The following is a 13,636-nucleotide window of genomic DNA, read 5'->3' on the forward strand; positions in this document are numbered from 1 at the left end:
CGGTCACAATCGTTCAGTCCTCTCCCTGCGTCCGTCGCCGGCGCCCCCTGCTCGCGGGAGCCGGCCCCTCCGCCCAGCCTGGTGGCACCGTCCCTCGCGGTAGAGGGTCCACTTGACGTTGACGCGGCGGCGGGCGACGGCGAGACGGCCTGGGGGTGGCGCTTGCCTTCGGCTCGTTCGCGGTCGTAGAACCGGCGGGACTCCCCGCACCGTCGGATGCCGGACAACGCGGTCCCGAGCATGGCCGTATCGCCGCCGGTGGCGGCCAGGAACTCGGCGCCGAGGATGACGTCGATGCCTCGCCCGGCGGGTCATGCCGCAGACACGGGGCTGCGTGGGCCCGTGTCTGCGGCGTTGCCGGGCCGGGCACGGCCCGGTCTGGTCGGTTGGGTTTCCGCGGCTGTGCTCAGCCGTCGATCTCGTACTGGCCGACCGTCCGGAAGTACCGGAGGGCCTCCGGGCTGCCGTCGTCGAGGACCGCCTGGATCGCGTCGAACATGGCGTCGCTGATGTTCGGGTCCGTGAGCATACGGACGATGTACACGGAGTCGTCCTCGGCCTGCGCGAGCCGGTATCCGGTCCACCGGAAGTAGCTCAGGGCTTCGGCAGTACCGGCATCGAGGGCGGCGTTGGCCTCCTTGATCACCCTCTTGTCACCGTTCTGCGTGGCCACGAAGAGGATGTGGACCACGGCCACGGAGTCGTCCTCGGCCTGGGCCTGGGCGTACCCCGTCTCCAGGAAGGCACGCAGCGCTTCCGGGGTGTTGGCGTCGAGGGCGGCGTTGGCGTCCTTGATCACCCTCTTGTCACCGTTCTGGGCGGCCACGGCGAGGATCCGAGCGATCGCGACGGAGTCGTCCTCGGCCTGGGCGACGCGGCATCCCGTCTTGAGGAAGGCACGCATATCGACCGCAGTACCGCGCAGCGCCTTGTTGGCCTCGCGCAGAACGCCCGTCCCGGCGTTGTCGTCCGTGAGGATGTCCTGGATCGCGGCCCTGACTTGGTCGTCCGTCAGCTCATCGACGGGGGTCCCGGTGTCGGACGAGATGTCCGGGCAGGCCGTGGCAGGCGTGGGTGTGACGGGCGTGGTGGACGCGACGGGCGTGGCCGACGTGGACGCGTCGGCGGCGAAGGCCGGTGCGCTGAACAGGAGGGCGGGCGTCAGAACGGTCGCGGCGACCAGTATCGCGGCGCGGGTCGGTCTCATGGAGGTGCCTCCGTACTCGGGTGTCGGTCGGTATGAAGCATCCACGTGCCAGGTACATAGATCAACACCGTTTCGCGGCAGCGGCACCATGGAACGGACCCTCAACTGCATAGCTGTGGTGGTGAGTTCGGATTTGCCGACACCAGCGTCCGCTCACTCCGAACCCTCGGTTCGGCCAGCCGCTGCCCGACGTCCGACCGCCGAGGACGCTCCCGGTCGACCAGGGACCGGGCAAGCACCGCGGCCTCCCACGGAGGATCACGTGAGAGGCCGCTGGTCTGCCCTCTGATGGGGGTCAGGCGCGGTTCACCTGCCGCTGCCTTCCGCGAGGGTGTGCGCAACGAGCGCGTTGGCGTGGCCGTGGCCCAGGCCGTGCTCGGTCTTGAGCCAGGAGACGAGCTCCATGTGCTTGGACGGCGCATGGTGGCCGCGCTTCGACCGCGACGTGATGGCCAACTCTCTGGCCGAGAACGCCCAGCGTTCCTACTGGGATGAGTGGGCAAGCATCACCTGCCCGACGCTGGCCGTCCTCGGTCAATCCGGCATCATCGCTCCGGAGGAATGCGGCAGGATGCTCCAGCAGCGACCCGGGACGGTGGCCATGAGCGTCCCCGGGGCTGGACAAGACCTCCACCTGGAACAACCCCACACCCTGCGAACGGTGCTCGAACAGTTCCTCCGGGACACCATGGAACCGTCGAGCGCCAAGCAGACCTGACTCAGGGGCGAAACGACCGGGACCGCGCGCGGACCCCATTGCCATCGCGGCCCCTCAACAGCCGGAGCTGCCCCGCTGTGGGGAACAGACCAGAACTCCGCCACCACCGAACGCGCACAGCGGCGACTTCACCAGGCCGAGCGAAGATCACCAGAACCATCCAGAAGTGCCGGCAGGATCAGACTGGGCCCGGCCCTCGCGAGGTGGATGCTCGGTGCGGCCTTGGGGCAGAAACGCCTCGTTCGGTCAGGGGCCCGCCTCGGTCGCAATGCCCCGGCCGGTGCCCTGGCCGTCGTCATCGGTGGTGAGCCGGCTGTCCAGACCCGTGATGATCGTGTCCAGCACCAGGCGGAACATGCGGTCCTCCCCAGGACCTGGGTCCGCGGGTCCGTCTTCGCCGACGGCGGGGGCGGTCGGCTCGAGGTTCGACCACCGGTGAAGCGCGCCGTTCAGTTCGGCGGTGAGGACACCGGCGACGACCGCGCACACGAGGGCGGCGGTCGGCCGGATCTCTGGTTGCGGCACCCCTGCGGCGTCCAGTGTCGCGGTGAGCGCGGTCCAGAAGGGGTCTTCGGGCTGGATGAAGTCCGGCTGGCTGAACGAGTAGGCCATGAGGTTGGGGTGCCGGTGTGCCAGCGTCCGGAAATCCGTGGCGAGCAGGCGGGTGCGCTCCTGCCAGGGAGCGTCTTCCAGGGTCACGGTGCGGAACTGGGAGCCAACGGTCCTTGCCACGCCGCGCAGCAAGGCGCCCTTGTTCGGTACGTGGTGGTACAGCGACATCGGGTTCGCGTCCAGCGCGGTCGCGAGTTTGCGCATGGTGAGCGCCTCGACCCCGTCCGCGTCGATGAGCCGCAGGGCGGCGGCGTAGATCCCGGTCTCGGTCAGAGGCACGTCTCTCTTCCTTGTTCCCCGCGGAGGGATCTTCGCCTTTGTCATGCGCCGTACGGTACCCGTTTCGTACAGCGTACGGAAATGGGCCGCGCCGCTCTGTGGCGGAGCGGACACTTCCGCACCCTGGGTTGCGTGCGGTGTTTCGTACGTCGTATGGTTTTTTTCCGTACGGCGTATGTTTCTATGGTGCACCGCGCGTCGCCCGACCCCCTTGCCCATCCCTCTCCGCACAAAGGAGCAAGCCATGACCACGTCGAACGACCTTCGCCCCATTCGATCCCCGCGCGGGGTCCCCCTCCTCGGCCACACGCCGCAGATCCCCGACACCAACCCGTTCGGGTACTTCGCCGAACTGTCCAAGCAGTTCCCCGAGGGCATCTACGGCATGGACATCGCCGGTATCGAGCAGGTCTTCGTCTACGACCCGGACCTGGTGGCCGAGGTCAGCGACGAGACGCGGTTCTTCAAGCAGATCGACAAGACGCCGCTGGCCCACGTCCGGGACTACTTGAACGCGGGCCTGTTCACCGCGCACCAGCACGAAGAGGAATGGGGCAGGGCGCACCGGATCCTGCTGCCGGCCTTCAGCCAGCGGGCCATGAGGGGCTACTTCGGGCAGATGCTGGAGATCGCCCAGAACCTGGCGGGCAAGTGGGAGCGCCGGGAGGGGAAGCCGGTCAAGATCACCGACGACTACACCCGGCTGACGCTGGACACGATCGCCCTGTCGGGGTTCGGCTACCGGTTCGACTCCTTCGACAAGGAGGAGCTGCACCCGTTCCTGAACGCGCTGCTGGAGGCGCTGATCGAGTCGCTGCGGCGCTCGCAGGAGCTGCCGATGATGACCAAGCTGCGCAAGGCGGACGACAAGAAGTACCGCGCGAACATCCGGCTGATGCAGGACCTGGTCGAGAGCGTGATCAAGGAGCGCCGCGAGGGGAAGGGCGGCGGTGAGGAGGACCTGCTGGGTCTGATGCTTGAGGCCACCGACCCGGAGACCGGCAAGCCGCTGACCGACGACAACGTCCGCGACCAGGTGCTGACGTTCCTGATCGCCGGGCACGAGACCACCAGCGGCCTGCTGTCGTTCGCCACGTACTCGCTGATGCGCAACCCGCACATCCTGGCCCAGGCGTACGCCGAGGTGGACCGGCTGATGCCCGGCGACACCGTCCCGGCCTACGACACGATCATGCAGATGGACGTCATCCCGCGGATCCTGGACGAGACCCTGCGCCTGTGGGCCCCCATCCCTTTGATCGGCAAGGCCCCGCTCGAGGACACCGTCATCGGCGGCCGCTACCTTCTCAAGAAGGGCACGCGGGTCAACATCCTCGAAGAACCGCTGCACACCCACCCCAAGGCATGGGACCGTCCCGACGAGTTCGACATCGACCGGTGGCTGCCGGAGAACCGCGCCAAGCAGCACCCGCACGCCTACAAGCCGTTCGGCAACGGCGTGCGTGCCTGCATCGGCCGCCAGTTCGCGCTCACCGAGGCCCGCCTGGTCCTGGCGCTGGTGCTGCAGAAGTTCAAGTTCTCCGACACGGCCGACTACAAGATGGACGTCAAGGAGGCGCTGACCCGCAAGCCCGGCGACTTCGAACTGGTCGTGCGCCGCCGCAAGGAGCACGAGCGGAACGTCTTCGCTGCCGTGGACCTGAAGACCGACGACACCCAGGCCCAGGCCGCGGTCAGCGGTGTGGGTGTGAACCTGACGGTGGCGTACGGCTCCAGCCTGGGTTCGTGCGAGGACCTCGCCCGCACCATCGCCGACCGCAGCGAGCGCTCCGGCTTCGGCACCACGCTGGTGAGCCTGGACGAGCTGGGCGACAACCTGCCCACCGAGGGCCTGCTCATCGTGGTCGCCGCCAGCTACAACGGCAAGGCGCCCGACAACGCCCAGCGCTTCGACGACCTGCTCGCCGCCGGGCTGCCCGAGGGCTCGCTGTCGAACGTGCGGTTCGCGCTGCTGGGTGCCGGCAACACCCAGTGGGTGGCCACCTACCAGGCCTTCCCCAAGCGGATCGACGAAGCCCTGCTGGCCGCCGGTGCCACCCCCGTCATCGAGCGCGGCATCGCCGACGCCGCCGGTGACTTCGACGGCATGGCCTCCCGCTGGATGGACACCCTGTGGACCACGCTGGCCGAGGAGTACGCCGCCGACACCTCCGATGCGAGCGGCCCGCGCTACCAGGTTCAGCTGCTCACCGAGGCGGACGTGCGTCCCGCGATCGTCTCCGAGCAGGCCTACCCGCTCACCGTGGTGGCCAACGAGGAACTCGTGGCCGACGCGACCGGCCTGTGGGACTTCAGCCTCGAGCCGCCGCGCCCGTCGGCGAAGTCCATCACCATCGAGCTCCCCGACGGAGTCACCTACGACACCGGCAACCACCTGGCCGTCTTCGCCAAGAACGAACCAGCCCTGGTCGACCGCGCCCTCGCCCGCCTCGGCGTCGACCGCGACCAGGTCCTGCGGCTGGACCAGCCGGCCGGCGGCCGCACCCACCTGCCGGTCGGCACCCCCGTCACCGCAGGCCTGCTCCTCACCGAGTTCCTGGAGCTCCAGGACGTGGCGACCCGCACCCAGGTACGCATCCTGGCCCAGCACACCGAGTGCCCGTGGACCCGGCCGCAGCTCCAGGCCTACACCGCCGACACCGAGGAGGCCGAGGAGCGCTACCAGAACGAGATCCTCGGCAAGCGCGTCTCCGTGCTGGGCCTGCTGGAGCGCTTCCCCGCGGTCGAACTGCCGCTGGCGGTGTTCCTGGAGATGACGGGTCCGATCCGTCCGCGCTTCTACTCCATCTCCTCCGCCCCGCTGGCCAACCCGCGCCACGTGCGCCTGACCGTGGGCCTGCTGGAGGGCCCGGCCCTGTCCGGCGACGGCCAGTACCGCGGCACCTGCTCCTCCTACATCGCCGGACTCGAGCCCGGAGACGTCTTCTACGGCTACGTCCGCGTGCCCTCCCCGACCTTCGCCCCGCCCGCCGACCCCGCCACGCCGCTGATCCTCATCGGCCCCGGCACCGGCATCGCACCACTGCGCGGATTCCTTGAGGAGCGTGCCGCACAGCAGGGGAACGGTACCGAGGTGGGCCTGTCGCAGGTCTTCGTCGGCTGCCGCCACCCCGAGCACGACTACTTCTACCACCAGGAGATGCAGGCCTGGGAGCAGACCGGGATCGCACAGATCCACACCGCCTTCTCCGCGGTGACCGGCCACCCGGCCCGGTTCGTGCAGAACGCCATCGCCAACGCCGCCGACACCGTGTGGCAGGCCATCCAAGACGGCGCGTACATCTACGTCTGCGGTGACGGCCGCCGCATGGCCCCCGCCGTCCGCGGGGCCCTCGCCGCCATCCACCGTCAGAAGACCGGCAGCGACGACGAAACCGCCCAGCAGTGGCTCGCCCAGCTCGAAGCCGACGAGCGCTACCAGCAGGACGTCTTCGCCTGATCCCCCGACGCCGGGAGGCGTGCGGCCGTCCTGCCACCCCGCACGCCTCCCGGCCACCACTCACTCGCGCGGCATCACACGGCACCCCTCGGCCCGCATCGCCGGGAAAAAATGCCACTCACAGAAGGAAAATCACCATGGACACCATGCTCGCCGGACGCTTCCACCTGGACAGCAAGAAGTTCGTCGTGGAGGAGGTCCCCGTCCCCGTGCCGGGTCCAGGCGAGATCCTCATCGAGGTGAAGGCCGCGGGCGTCTGCCTTTCGGACGTCCACCTGATCGACGGCTCCCTCGTCCCGCTGTTCGCCACCTCCGACACGGTCACCGTCGGCCACGAGGTCTCGGGCGTGATCCACACCCTCGGCCCCGACCTCAAGCGCGGCCTGACAGTGGGCACCCGCGTCACCCTGGAGGCCGGCAAGACCTGCGGCCAGTGCGCCGGCTGCGTGCGCCGCCGCCCATGCACCCGGATGCTCACCGCCGGCATCGACTACGACGGCGGCTGGGCCCAGTACACCCTCGCCCGCGAGGACACCCTCATCCCCATCCCCGACAGCCTCCCCTTCGACCAGGCCGCGATCATCCCCGACGCGGTCTCCACGCCCTATGCCGCCGTCGTCGCCACCGCCGGAGTCCGCCCCGCCCAGTCCGTCGGCGTGTGGGGCGTGGGCGGCGTCGGCGCGCACAACGTCCGCGTCGTCCGCCTGGTCGGCGCCGCACCGATCATCGCCGTCGACCCGCTGCCCAGCGCCCGGAAACGCGCCGTGGCCTTCGGCGCGGACATCGCACTCGACCCGACCGCCGACGACTTCGCCGACCAGGTACGCGCCGCCACCGCCGGACGGGGCCTCGACTTCGCCTTCGACTGCGCCGGCGTGCCCGCCGTCCGCGAGCAGGCCGCCTCCGCACTCGGCCTGGGCGGCTCCCTCATCCTGGTCGGCATCACACCCAGGCCCCTCACCATCGCCGAGGGCCTGACCTTCAACTACCTGCAGAAGCAGGTGCGCGGCCACTACGGCGGCTACCCCGAGTCCGTCACCGAGCTCGTGCAGCTGACCGCGGCCGGCCGCCTCGACCTCGCCCCCTCCATCACGGACCACATTCCGCTCGCCGACGCCGCCGACGCGGTCCACCGACTGGAGAACAAGATCGGAGACCCGATCCGCCTCATCCTCGTCCCCTGACACCCGTCAGCGGGACACCAAGCCACCTCGGGCAGGGGTGAGTGGGTGCCGGTGCTTGAGGGAACACCGGCACCCACGGCTTTCCGGTAACCACCGGCCTGGTACGCGCCGACTCCTCCCTCCGAAGGCCGCGGGACCCCGTTGCCGCCGGTTCGTAGCCGGGGCCGGAACCCGCCGTCCTCCGTGGCGGCGCACACGATCCGCAGTGGACGCACACGATCCGCAGTGGAGAGGGGAATCACGCAGATGGCCGTTGCCCTGGGCCGGACTCCGCGGCGCAGCGATGCTCGCTCGAACCGCACGCGCATTCTCGCGACCGCTCGGCAGCAACTGGGGGACAACCCCGACGCGAGTCTCGACAGCATCGCTCAGGCGGCCGGCGTCGCCCGGCGCACCCTCTACGGACACTTCTCCAGCCGGCAAGCGCTGGTCACCGCCCTGGCGCAGGAAGCAGGCCAAGCGCTTCAACGGGCGTTCGCAACGGCCCGTATTCCAGGTGCCGACCCGCTGGAGGCGATGACGCGGATGGCCCTGGCGGCATGGGCGGTGGGCGACCGGTACCGCATGCTCACCTCCTTGGGCCGCCGCGATCTGGGAGACGAGGCGATCCGGGCCACCCTGGCCCCGGCGCGCGAAGAGGCCACCGCGACCGTGCGCCGTGGTCAGGACGAAGGCGTGTTCGCGGACCATGTTCCCGCGCCTGTCCTCGTCCTGGCGCTGGAAGCGATGATGTCGGTCCTCACCGCGGAGAACGCCGCGTCCCACTGGGCGGATCCCGCGGGTGAGGCTGCGGCGACCGCGCTCCTGGTCGCCGTCGGCGTGGCACCCCAGGTGGCTGCGCTCCGCGTGCGGGACGTTCTGCACGAGTCGGAGGGGAATGAACGGCGTTCTGACGTCCGCCACAGCCGCTTCGCTCCGTCACCGCTCCTGGCGGGTTCGTGCGATGTGGCTCTCCAATCCGACGATCGTCGCGTCCAGCGCACAGGTGAACATCGCGTCGATCACGTCCCTCGCTGGTGAGGGGGCGCCTTCACCGTCGGGGCCCGCCGGGGCCGGCGGCAGAGTGGTCCACCGCTGCAGCGCCCCGGTCAGTTCACTGACCAGCAGGCCCGTGAAAACCGCGCACAGGGAGGCAGCGACGCGCGGGATCTCCGAGGCCGGCAGGTCCGCGGCAGACAGGATGCTGGTGAGCCCCTGCCAGAAGGGGTCCTCCGGCTGGACGTAGTCGGCTCGTGCGAAGGAGTACGCCATCAGTTTCGGATGGCTGTGCGACAGTTCACGGAAGTCCAGAGCCAGTTGGCGCAGGCGGTCCTGCCAGGGGAGGTCCTCCCGCGCCCCCGTGCGGAACTGCGAGCCGACGCGCTCGGCCAGACCACGCAGCACGGCGTCCTTGTTCGGCACGTGGTGGTACAGCGACATCGGGTTCGCATCCAGCGCGGTCGCGAGTTTGCGCATGCTCAGCGCCTCGACCCCGTCGGCGTCGATGAGCTGCAGCGCCATGGCGTAGATGCCGTCCTTGGTGAGCGGGACGTCCCTCTTCCTGGTTCCCCGGGGAGCCTTCTTTTCCATACGTCGTATGGTAGCAGCGAGGCGGTTCCATGCGTTTCATGAGACTGGGGCGCCGCCGCAACGGCGGCTTCTCGAGGTCGCCTCGGGGGTGGAATCAGGTGAGGTCGGGCAGGGCGCGTCGGATGACCTCGCCGGCCTCGTCGGCCGGGACGCCCAGCATGCGCAGGACCATCTCGGCCAGGTCCGAGGCGGCCTCGTCGCCGTCGACGTCGGGGCGGGCCAGTCTCAGTGCCACGAGGGACAGGAGGGTGCCGCCCAAGGCGGACAGGGCGGTGGTCGCGTCGCGGCAGGTGAAGCGGCCTGAGGCGATGCCGATCTCCAGGTCGCGCAGGGCTCGCGGGGCGAGTCCGCGGTCGGAGTGGATGTAGGCCAGACCGCGGTCGGCCAGAATCCGCATGAGTTCAGGATGGGAGTCAGCCATCCGGGCGGTGAGCCGGAAGCCCGCGGCGACGAGTTCGGCCGGGTCGTCGATCCCTTGCACGCGCTCGTCTATGACCTGCCCGAACTCGTCCAGGGCGTCTGTCACCGCGGCGTCGAACAGCTCTGTCTTGGACTCGAAGTGGTTGTAGAAGGAGCCGAAGCCGACGTCCGCGCGCTCGGCGATGGCCTGGATGCTGGCGCTGGTGTCCCCGGTCTCCGCGAGGATCTGACGGGCCGCGCGGACGAGCGCCTGACGGGTCTCGGCGCGGCGACGCTCGAAACGGTTCTTGGGCGGGGCTGACGTCGGCATGCGACGAGTGTAACAACCGTCGCGATGAGTCTGCCATTACTGATGAGATCATCAATTATTTGGGTCCATCCTATTGACGATGGGTAACGGCAAAGTTGATGATTTCCTCATTACAGCAGTGTTGCTTGGAGGACACCATGTCCCACACCCCCGTCAAGAGGGCCGCTCCCCGGACGCCCCACCAAGACCTCCACAGTGAGCAGGGCGCCCTGCGTGGAGAGCACCCCGGACGCTCCCGCAATCCCGTGATCAAGGTGGCGGACCTGGCCTGGCTCGAGTTCGAGAAGCCGGATCTGGACCGGGCGGAGGTCTTCGCGCGTGACTTCGGGTTCGCGGTCGCCGCCCGCACCGAGGGGGAGCTGTGGCTGCGCGGCACTTTCGCGGGCTCGCCGTGCATGGTCATCCGGCGGGGGAGTGCGTCCCGGTTCGTCGGGCCGGCGTTCCGCGCGGCCGAGCGGGCCGACCTGGACCGGCTGGCTCGCGCCACCGGCAGTACCGTCCGCGACGTCGGCGTACCGGGCGGTGGGCAGTCGGTCGCCCTGCTCGATCCCTCGGGCCTGCCGGTCCGGGTCGTGCACTGCGCGGAACGGCTGCCCGCGCTGCCCGAGCAGGAGCCGCTGATTCTCAACTTCGGTACCGGCCATCGTCGTACGAACGCCACTCAGCGGCCGCCCCGTGAGCCGTCCCGTATCCAGCGGCTGGGCCATGTGGTGCTGGAAACACGGGTGTTCGCCCGCACCCTGGACTGGTACCTGGACACCCTCGGGATGATCGTGTCCGACTTCCTCTTCCTGGACGGGCAGCGCGGGCGCGGTCCGACGATGGCGTTCGTCCGGTGCGACCAGGGGAGCGTGTCCGTCGATCACCACACGCTGGCCCTGCACCTGGGGCCCGGAACCGGCTATGTCCACTCCGCCTACCAGGTCACCGACCTCGACGCGATCGGCGCCGGCGGCGAGTACCTCGCCGAGCGCGGTTACCAGCGCAGCTGGGGCATCGGCCGGCACATCCAGGGCAGCCAGCTCTTCGACTACTGGCGCGACCCCGACCACTTCATGCTGGAGCACTTCGCCGACGGCGACCTCTTCTCCTGCGACCTGGAGCCCGGCTGGGCACCGATGTCGGCGAGCGGCCTGGCCCAGTGGGGCCCGCCGGTCACCCGCGACTTCCTGGGCGCCACCCCTTCCCCCGCCAAGCTGCGCGAGGTCATGACGGCCCTGCGTGGCGACAACGAACTCGACCCCGCACGCCTGCTGGGCCTGATGAAAGCGATGAGCTCATGAGCACCAATGTTCTGCGCACCACTGGGGGTACCTCCCGCTCGAGCGAAGCCGAGAGTGGGGGAGGCTGGTGGGTCGTCCGGGACGAACGCGCCGTCCGCATCGAGACCAAGGCCGTCACCACCGCCGAACTGCTCGCCGACCGGGACGCGGTCCGCGCGGCCGCCGCCTCCACCGAGAGCGGCACGCCCGTCGCCGATCTGGTGGCGCTGCCTCCGGTCACCACCCCGTGCCGGGTGGTCGCCCAGATGGTCAACTACCGCAGCCACGCCAAGGATTCGGGCTTCACCGGCGACATCCCGCCCACCTTCTTCCGCAAGGCGTCCGGCTCGGTCAGCGGCCCCCACGACACGATCGTCCGACCCGCGCACGTCAAGTTCCTCGACTACGAGGTGGAACTGGGCCTCGTCATGGGCGCGACCCTGCCCGTGGGCACCGTCGTCGAGGAACAGGACCTGCCGCGCTACGTCGCCGGCCTCGTCCTGACCAACGACGTCAGCGCCCGCGACGTGCAACTGACCAAGACCCAGTTCTACGAGAGCAAGTCCTACCCGACCTTCACGCCGACGGGTCCGTACCTGGCCCTGCTGGAGCCCGAGGACTTCACCCACCTGCTGAATCTGCGGCTGCGGCTGTCGGTCAACGGCGTCTCCCGCCAGGACCGCACGCTCGCCGACATGATCGTACGGCCCGCACAGGCGCTCACCCTGCTCGCCCGCTTCCAGACCCTCGACCCGGGCGATCTGCTGCTCACCGGCACTCCCGGCGGCACGGCCCTGAAGGCCCCGCCCAAGGCGGCCGAGAAGATCGCCGCGCTGCTGCCGCCCGCACTCAAGTGGAAGGCGTTCTTCAAGGGCCAGGCCCAGAACCCCAAGTACCTGCACAGCGGTGACCTCATCACCGCCACGATCGCCACCCCGGACGGACGGATCGACCTCGGCGAGCAGCGGACCCCCGTTACGGACGCACCATGAAGGCCACAGCCCGTACACCGGTGGTGATCATCGGTGCCGGACCCGTCGGGATCACGGCCGCGCTGCAGCTCGCCCGGCAGGGAGTACGCAGCGTCGTACTGGAACGCCACCGGGACATCTACCCGTTGCCGCGCGCCGTCGTCGTGGACGACGAGATCCGCCGGATCCTGCAGAGCGTAGGTGTACACGAGGAGTTCGCCGCCCTGGCGCGACCGGCGCCCGGACTGCGGCTGCTGGACGCCGGGCGCCGCGTGATCGCCGAATTCCCGCGGTCCATGCACGGGCACCACGGCTTCCCCCAGACCAGCATGTTCGACCAGCCCGAGCTGGAGCGCCTGCTGCGTGACGCCTTGGCGCGCCGCCCCGAGTGCGAACTGTGGAGTGGGGTGGAGGCGGTGTCCGTCACCCAGTCCGTCGCACGGGACACCGAGGGACCGAACGATCCGACGGGCCCGGTCCGGGTCACCTTCCGGCGCGCCGGCAGCGACGACGAGGAGCACCTGTGGGCCGATGCCGTCCTCGGCTGCGACGGCGCGGGCAGTCGCACCCGTGACGCCATCGGCGCCGTCTGGGAGGACCTGCGCTTCGAGGAGAGCTGGCGGGTCATCGACGTGCGCACCAGTCGCGCTGTGCGCACCTGGGAAGGCGCCGAGCAGATCTGCTCTCCCACCCGGCCGGCCACCTTCATGCGCGTCGGCGAGGACCGCTACCGCTGGGAGTTCCGGCTGGCCGACGACCAGAACCTGGACGGCCCGGACGGATGGGAGCGCCTGCGCGAGCTGGTCGCCCCCTGGGTGGACCTGCCGCCCGACGCCTCGCAGGGCACCGGCTTCGAGGTGATACGGCAGGCGCAGTACACCTTCCGGGCCCGTCTCGCCGACCGGTGGCGCAGGGGGCGGGTCTTCCTGCTGGGCGACGCCGCCCACCTCACCCCGCCCTTCGTGGGGCAGGGGCTGTGCGCCGGCCTGCGCGACGCCAACAACCTCACCTGGAAACTCACCCGCGTCCTCCAACAGGGCGCCCCCGAGGGGCTGCTGGACACCTACGAACGCGAACGCAAGCCGCACGCCCGCCATGTGATCCGCGTGGCGGTCTCCGTCGGCTGGGCCATGACCGGCGGCCAGGACCGCGGTGCGGCGTTCCGCCGGGCGGTCGTGGGCACGGCCTGTCGCATCCCCGGTGTGACCGCGGCGGTGGCCCGTGACCTCAGTCCCGCCCTGACCGCCGGTCCACTCGTACGGCGCCGCCCCAGGCTGACCGGTCGCGTGCTGGCCGGCACCTTCTGCCCGCAGCCCTGGGTACGACATGACAGCAGGCGAACACGCCTCGATGACGTCCTCGGGGACTCCTTCACCGTCCTGACCGCTGTGCCGCCCACGGCGCAGATGACGGCCGTGGCCACGGCACTGGGCGCCCCGACGATCCACGTCGACGACCTGGGCGACGACGGCACCCTGGCCGGCTGGCTGGCCCGCGGCCGTGCCGACGCCGTCCTGCTGCGACCCGACCGCATTGTGATGGACACCGTCCCGGCCGGCACCGGCGACTTCACGGACACCGTCGCCTGGGCCCCCTTGCTGCACACGGGCCGCCGTCCCGCCGATGCCCGGCCAGCCTGACGAG

The 13,636-nt window shown here is 70.0% G+C and carries 11 protein-coding genes and 2 pseudogenes; 7 read left to right on the top strand and 6 right to left on the bottom strand.

Features of this window, described 5'->3' with window-relative positions; all coding sequences use genetic code 11:
- Window positions 1–3: 3 nt before the first annotated feature.
- From AB0N16_RS05180 to AB0N16_RS05190, 3 genes and pseudogenes are all read right to left on the bottom strand, one after another.
- A pseudogene (locus AB0N16_RS05180) lies at window positions 4–299 on the bottom strand (hypothetical protein); the annotation flags it as partial.
- A 107-nt stretch (window positions 300–406) separates the two neighbouring features.
- The gene (locus AB0N16_RS05185; RefSeq protein WP_365793221.1) at window positions 407–1,207 is read right to left on the bottom strand and encodes an ALF repeat-containing protein; all 801 of its coding nucleotides are present in this window, start codon (window positions 1,205–1,207) and stop codon (window positions 407–409) included.
- Window positions 1,208–1,513: 306 nt separating this feature from the next.
- Window positions 1,514–1,618: pseudogene (locus AB0N16_RS05190) on the bottom strand (DUF4287 domain-containing protein); the annotation flags it as partial.
- On the opposite strand from AB0N16_RS05190, the gene AB0N16_RS05195 reads away from it, so the two are divergent.
- Window positions 1,611–1,925, top strand: coding sequence for an alpha/beta hydrolase (locus AB0N16_RS05195; RefSeq protein WP_365794073.1), 315 nt, complete (start codon window positions 1,611–1,613; stop codon window positions 1,923–1,925). The pseudogene AB0N16_RS05190 and the gene AB0N16_RS05195 sit on opposite strands and share 8 nt — an antisense overlap.
- 246 nt (window positions 1,926–2,171) lie before the next feature.
- Here the strand turns inward: AB0N16_RS05195 and AB0N16_RS05200 are convergent, their stop codons facing one another.
- Complete coding sequence (locus AB0N16_RS05200; RefSeq protein ID WP_365793223.1) at window positions 2,172–2,816, bottom strand: TetR/AcrR family transcriptional regulator; 645 nt, start codon at window positions 2,814–2,816, stop codon at window positions 2,172–2,174.
- 244 nt (window positions 2,817–3,060) lie between these two features.
- Between AB0N16_RS05200 and AB0N16_RS05205 the strand changes: the two genes are divergently transcribed.
- The 3 genes from AB0N16_RS05205 (at window position 3,061) to AB0N16_RS05215 (ending at window position 8,480) form a co-directional block, all read left to right on the top strand.
- On the top strand, window positions 3,061–6,276 hold the full coding sequence (locus AB0N16_RS05205; protein WP_365793225.1) for a cytochrome P450: 3,216 nt from the start codon (window positions 3,061–3,063) through the stop codon (window positions 6,274–6,276).
- A 137-nt stretch (window positions 6,277–6,413) separates the two neighbouring features.
- The gene (locus AB0N16_RS05210; protein ID WP_365793227.1) at window positions 6,414–7,460 is read left to right on the top strand and encodes a zinc-binding dehydrogenase; all 1,047 of its coding nucleotides are present in this window, start codon (window positions 6,414–6,416) and stop codon (window positions 7,458–7,460) included.
- A gap of 246 nt (window positions 7,461–7,706) precedes the next feature.
- Window positions 7,707–8,480, top strand: a complete 774-nt coding sequence (locus AB0N16_RS05215; RefSeq protein ID WP_365793228.1) for a TetR/AcrR family transcriptional regulator — start codon at window positions 7,707–7,709, stop codon at window positions 8,478–8,480.
- Here the strand turns inward: AB0N16_RS05215 and AB0N16_RS05220 are convergent.
- A complete protein-coding gene (locus AB0N16_RS05220; protein ID WP_365793229.1) occupies window positions 8,379–9,029 on the bottom strand; it encodes a TetR family transcriptional regulator in 651 nt (216 codons plus the stop codon). The genes AB0N16_RS05215 and AB0N16_RS05220 overlap by 102 nt on opposite strands.
- A gap of 94 nt (window positions 9,030–9,123) precedes the next feature.
- Complete coding sequence (locus AB0N16_RS05225) at window positions 9,124–9,759, bottom strand: TetR/AcrR family transcriptional regulator (protein ID WP_365793230.1); 636 nt, start codon at window positions 9,757–9,759, stop codon at window positions 9,124–9,126.
- Between the two features lie 137 nt (window positions 9,760–9,896).
- On the opposite strand from AB0N16_RS05225, the gene AB0N16_RS05230 reads away from it, so the two are divergent.
- The 3 genes from AB0N16_RS05230 to AB0N16_RS05240 are packed head-to-tail and all read left to right on the top strand — an operon-like array spanning window position 9,897 to window position 13,632.
- Window positions 9,897–11,042: a VOC family protein gene (locus AB0N16_RS05230; protein ID WP_365793232.1), complete on the top strand. Its 1,146-nt coding sequence runs from the start codon at window positions 9,897–9,899 to the stop codon at window positions 11,040–11,042.
- Window positions 11,039–12,013 (top strand): fumarylacetoacetate hydrolase family protein, encoded by a 975-nt coding sequence (locus tag AB0N16_RS05235; RefSeq protein WP_365793234.1) that lies wholly within the window; start codon window positions 11,039–11,041, stop codon window positions 12,011–12,013. The genes AB0N16_RS05230 and AB0N16_RS05235 overlap by 4 nt, the downstream gene beginning before the upstream one ends.
- Entirely contained in the window at window positions 12,010–13,632 is a 1,623-nt protein-coding gene (locus AB0N16_RS05240; protein WP_365793236.1) for a bifunctional 3-(3-hydroxy-phenyl)propionate/3-hydroxycinnamic acid hydroxylase, read from the top strand. The genes AB0N16_RS05235 and AB0N16_RS05240 overlap by 4 nt, the downstream gene beginning before the upstream one ends.
- The last annotated feature ends 4 nt before the right edge of the window (window positions 13,633–13,636 follow it).

This window comes from Streptomyces sp. NPDC051105 (genome assembly GCF_040682795.1).
Taxonomy (GTDB): domain Bacteria; phylum Actinomycetota; class Actinomycetes; order Streptomycetales; family Streptomycetaceae; genus Streptomyces.

Excerpts from the sequence above, each read along its gene's own strand:
- AB0N16_RS05185 (WP_365793221.1), bottom strand. The coding sequence starts at position 1,207 with ATGAGACCGACCCGCGCCGCGATACTGGTCGCCGCGACCGTTCTGACG.
- AB0N16_RS05195 (WP_365794073.1), top strand. The coding sequence starts at position 1,611 with ATGTGCTTGGACGGCGCATGGTGGCCGCGCTTCGACCGCGACGTGATG.
- AB0N16_RS05205 (WP_365793225.1), top strand. The coding sequence starts at position 3,061 with ATGACCACGTCGAACGACCTTCGCCCCATTCGATCCCCGCGCGGGGTC.
- AB0N16_RS05210 (WP_365793227.1), top strand. The coding sequence starts at position 6,414 with ATGGACACCATGCTCGCCGGACGCTTCCACCTGGACAGCAAGAAGTTC.
- AB0N16_RS05215 (WP_365793228.1), top strand. The coding sequence starts at position 7,707 with ATGGCCGTTGCCCTGGGCCGGACTCCGCGGCGCAGCGATGCTCGCTCG.
- AB0N16_RS05220 (WP_365793229.1), bottom strand. The coding sequence starts at position 9,029 with ATGGAAAAGAAGGCTCCCCGGGGAACCAGGAAGAGGGACGTCCCGCTC.
- AB0N16_RS05225 (WP_365793230.1), bottom strand. The coding sequence starts at position 9,759 with ATGCCGACGTCAGCCCCGCCCAAGAACCGTTTCGAGCGTCGCCGCGCC.
- AB0N16_RS05230 (WP_365793232.1), top strand. The coding sequence starts at position 9,897 with ATGTCCCACACCCCCGTCAAGAGGGCCGCTCCCCGGACGCCCCACCAA.
- AB0N16_RS05235 (WP_365793234.1), top strand. The coding sequence starts at position 11,039 with ATGAGCACCAATGTTCTGCGCACCACTGGGGGTACCTCCCGCTCGAGC.
- AB0N16_RS05240 (WP_365793236.1), top strand. The coding sequence starts at position 12,010 with ATGAAGGCCACAGCCCGTACACCGGTGGTGATCATCGGTGCCGGACCC.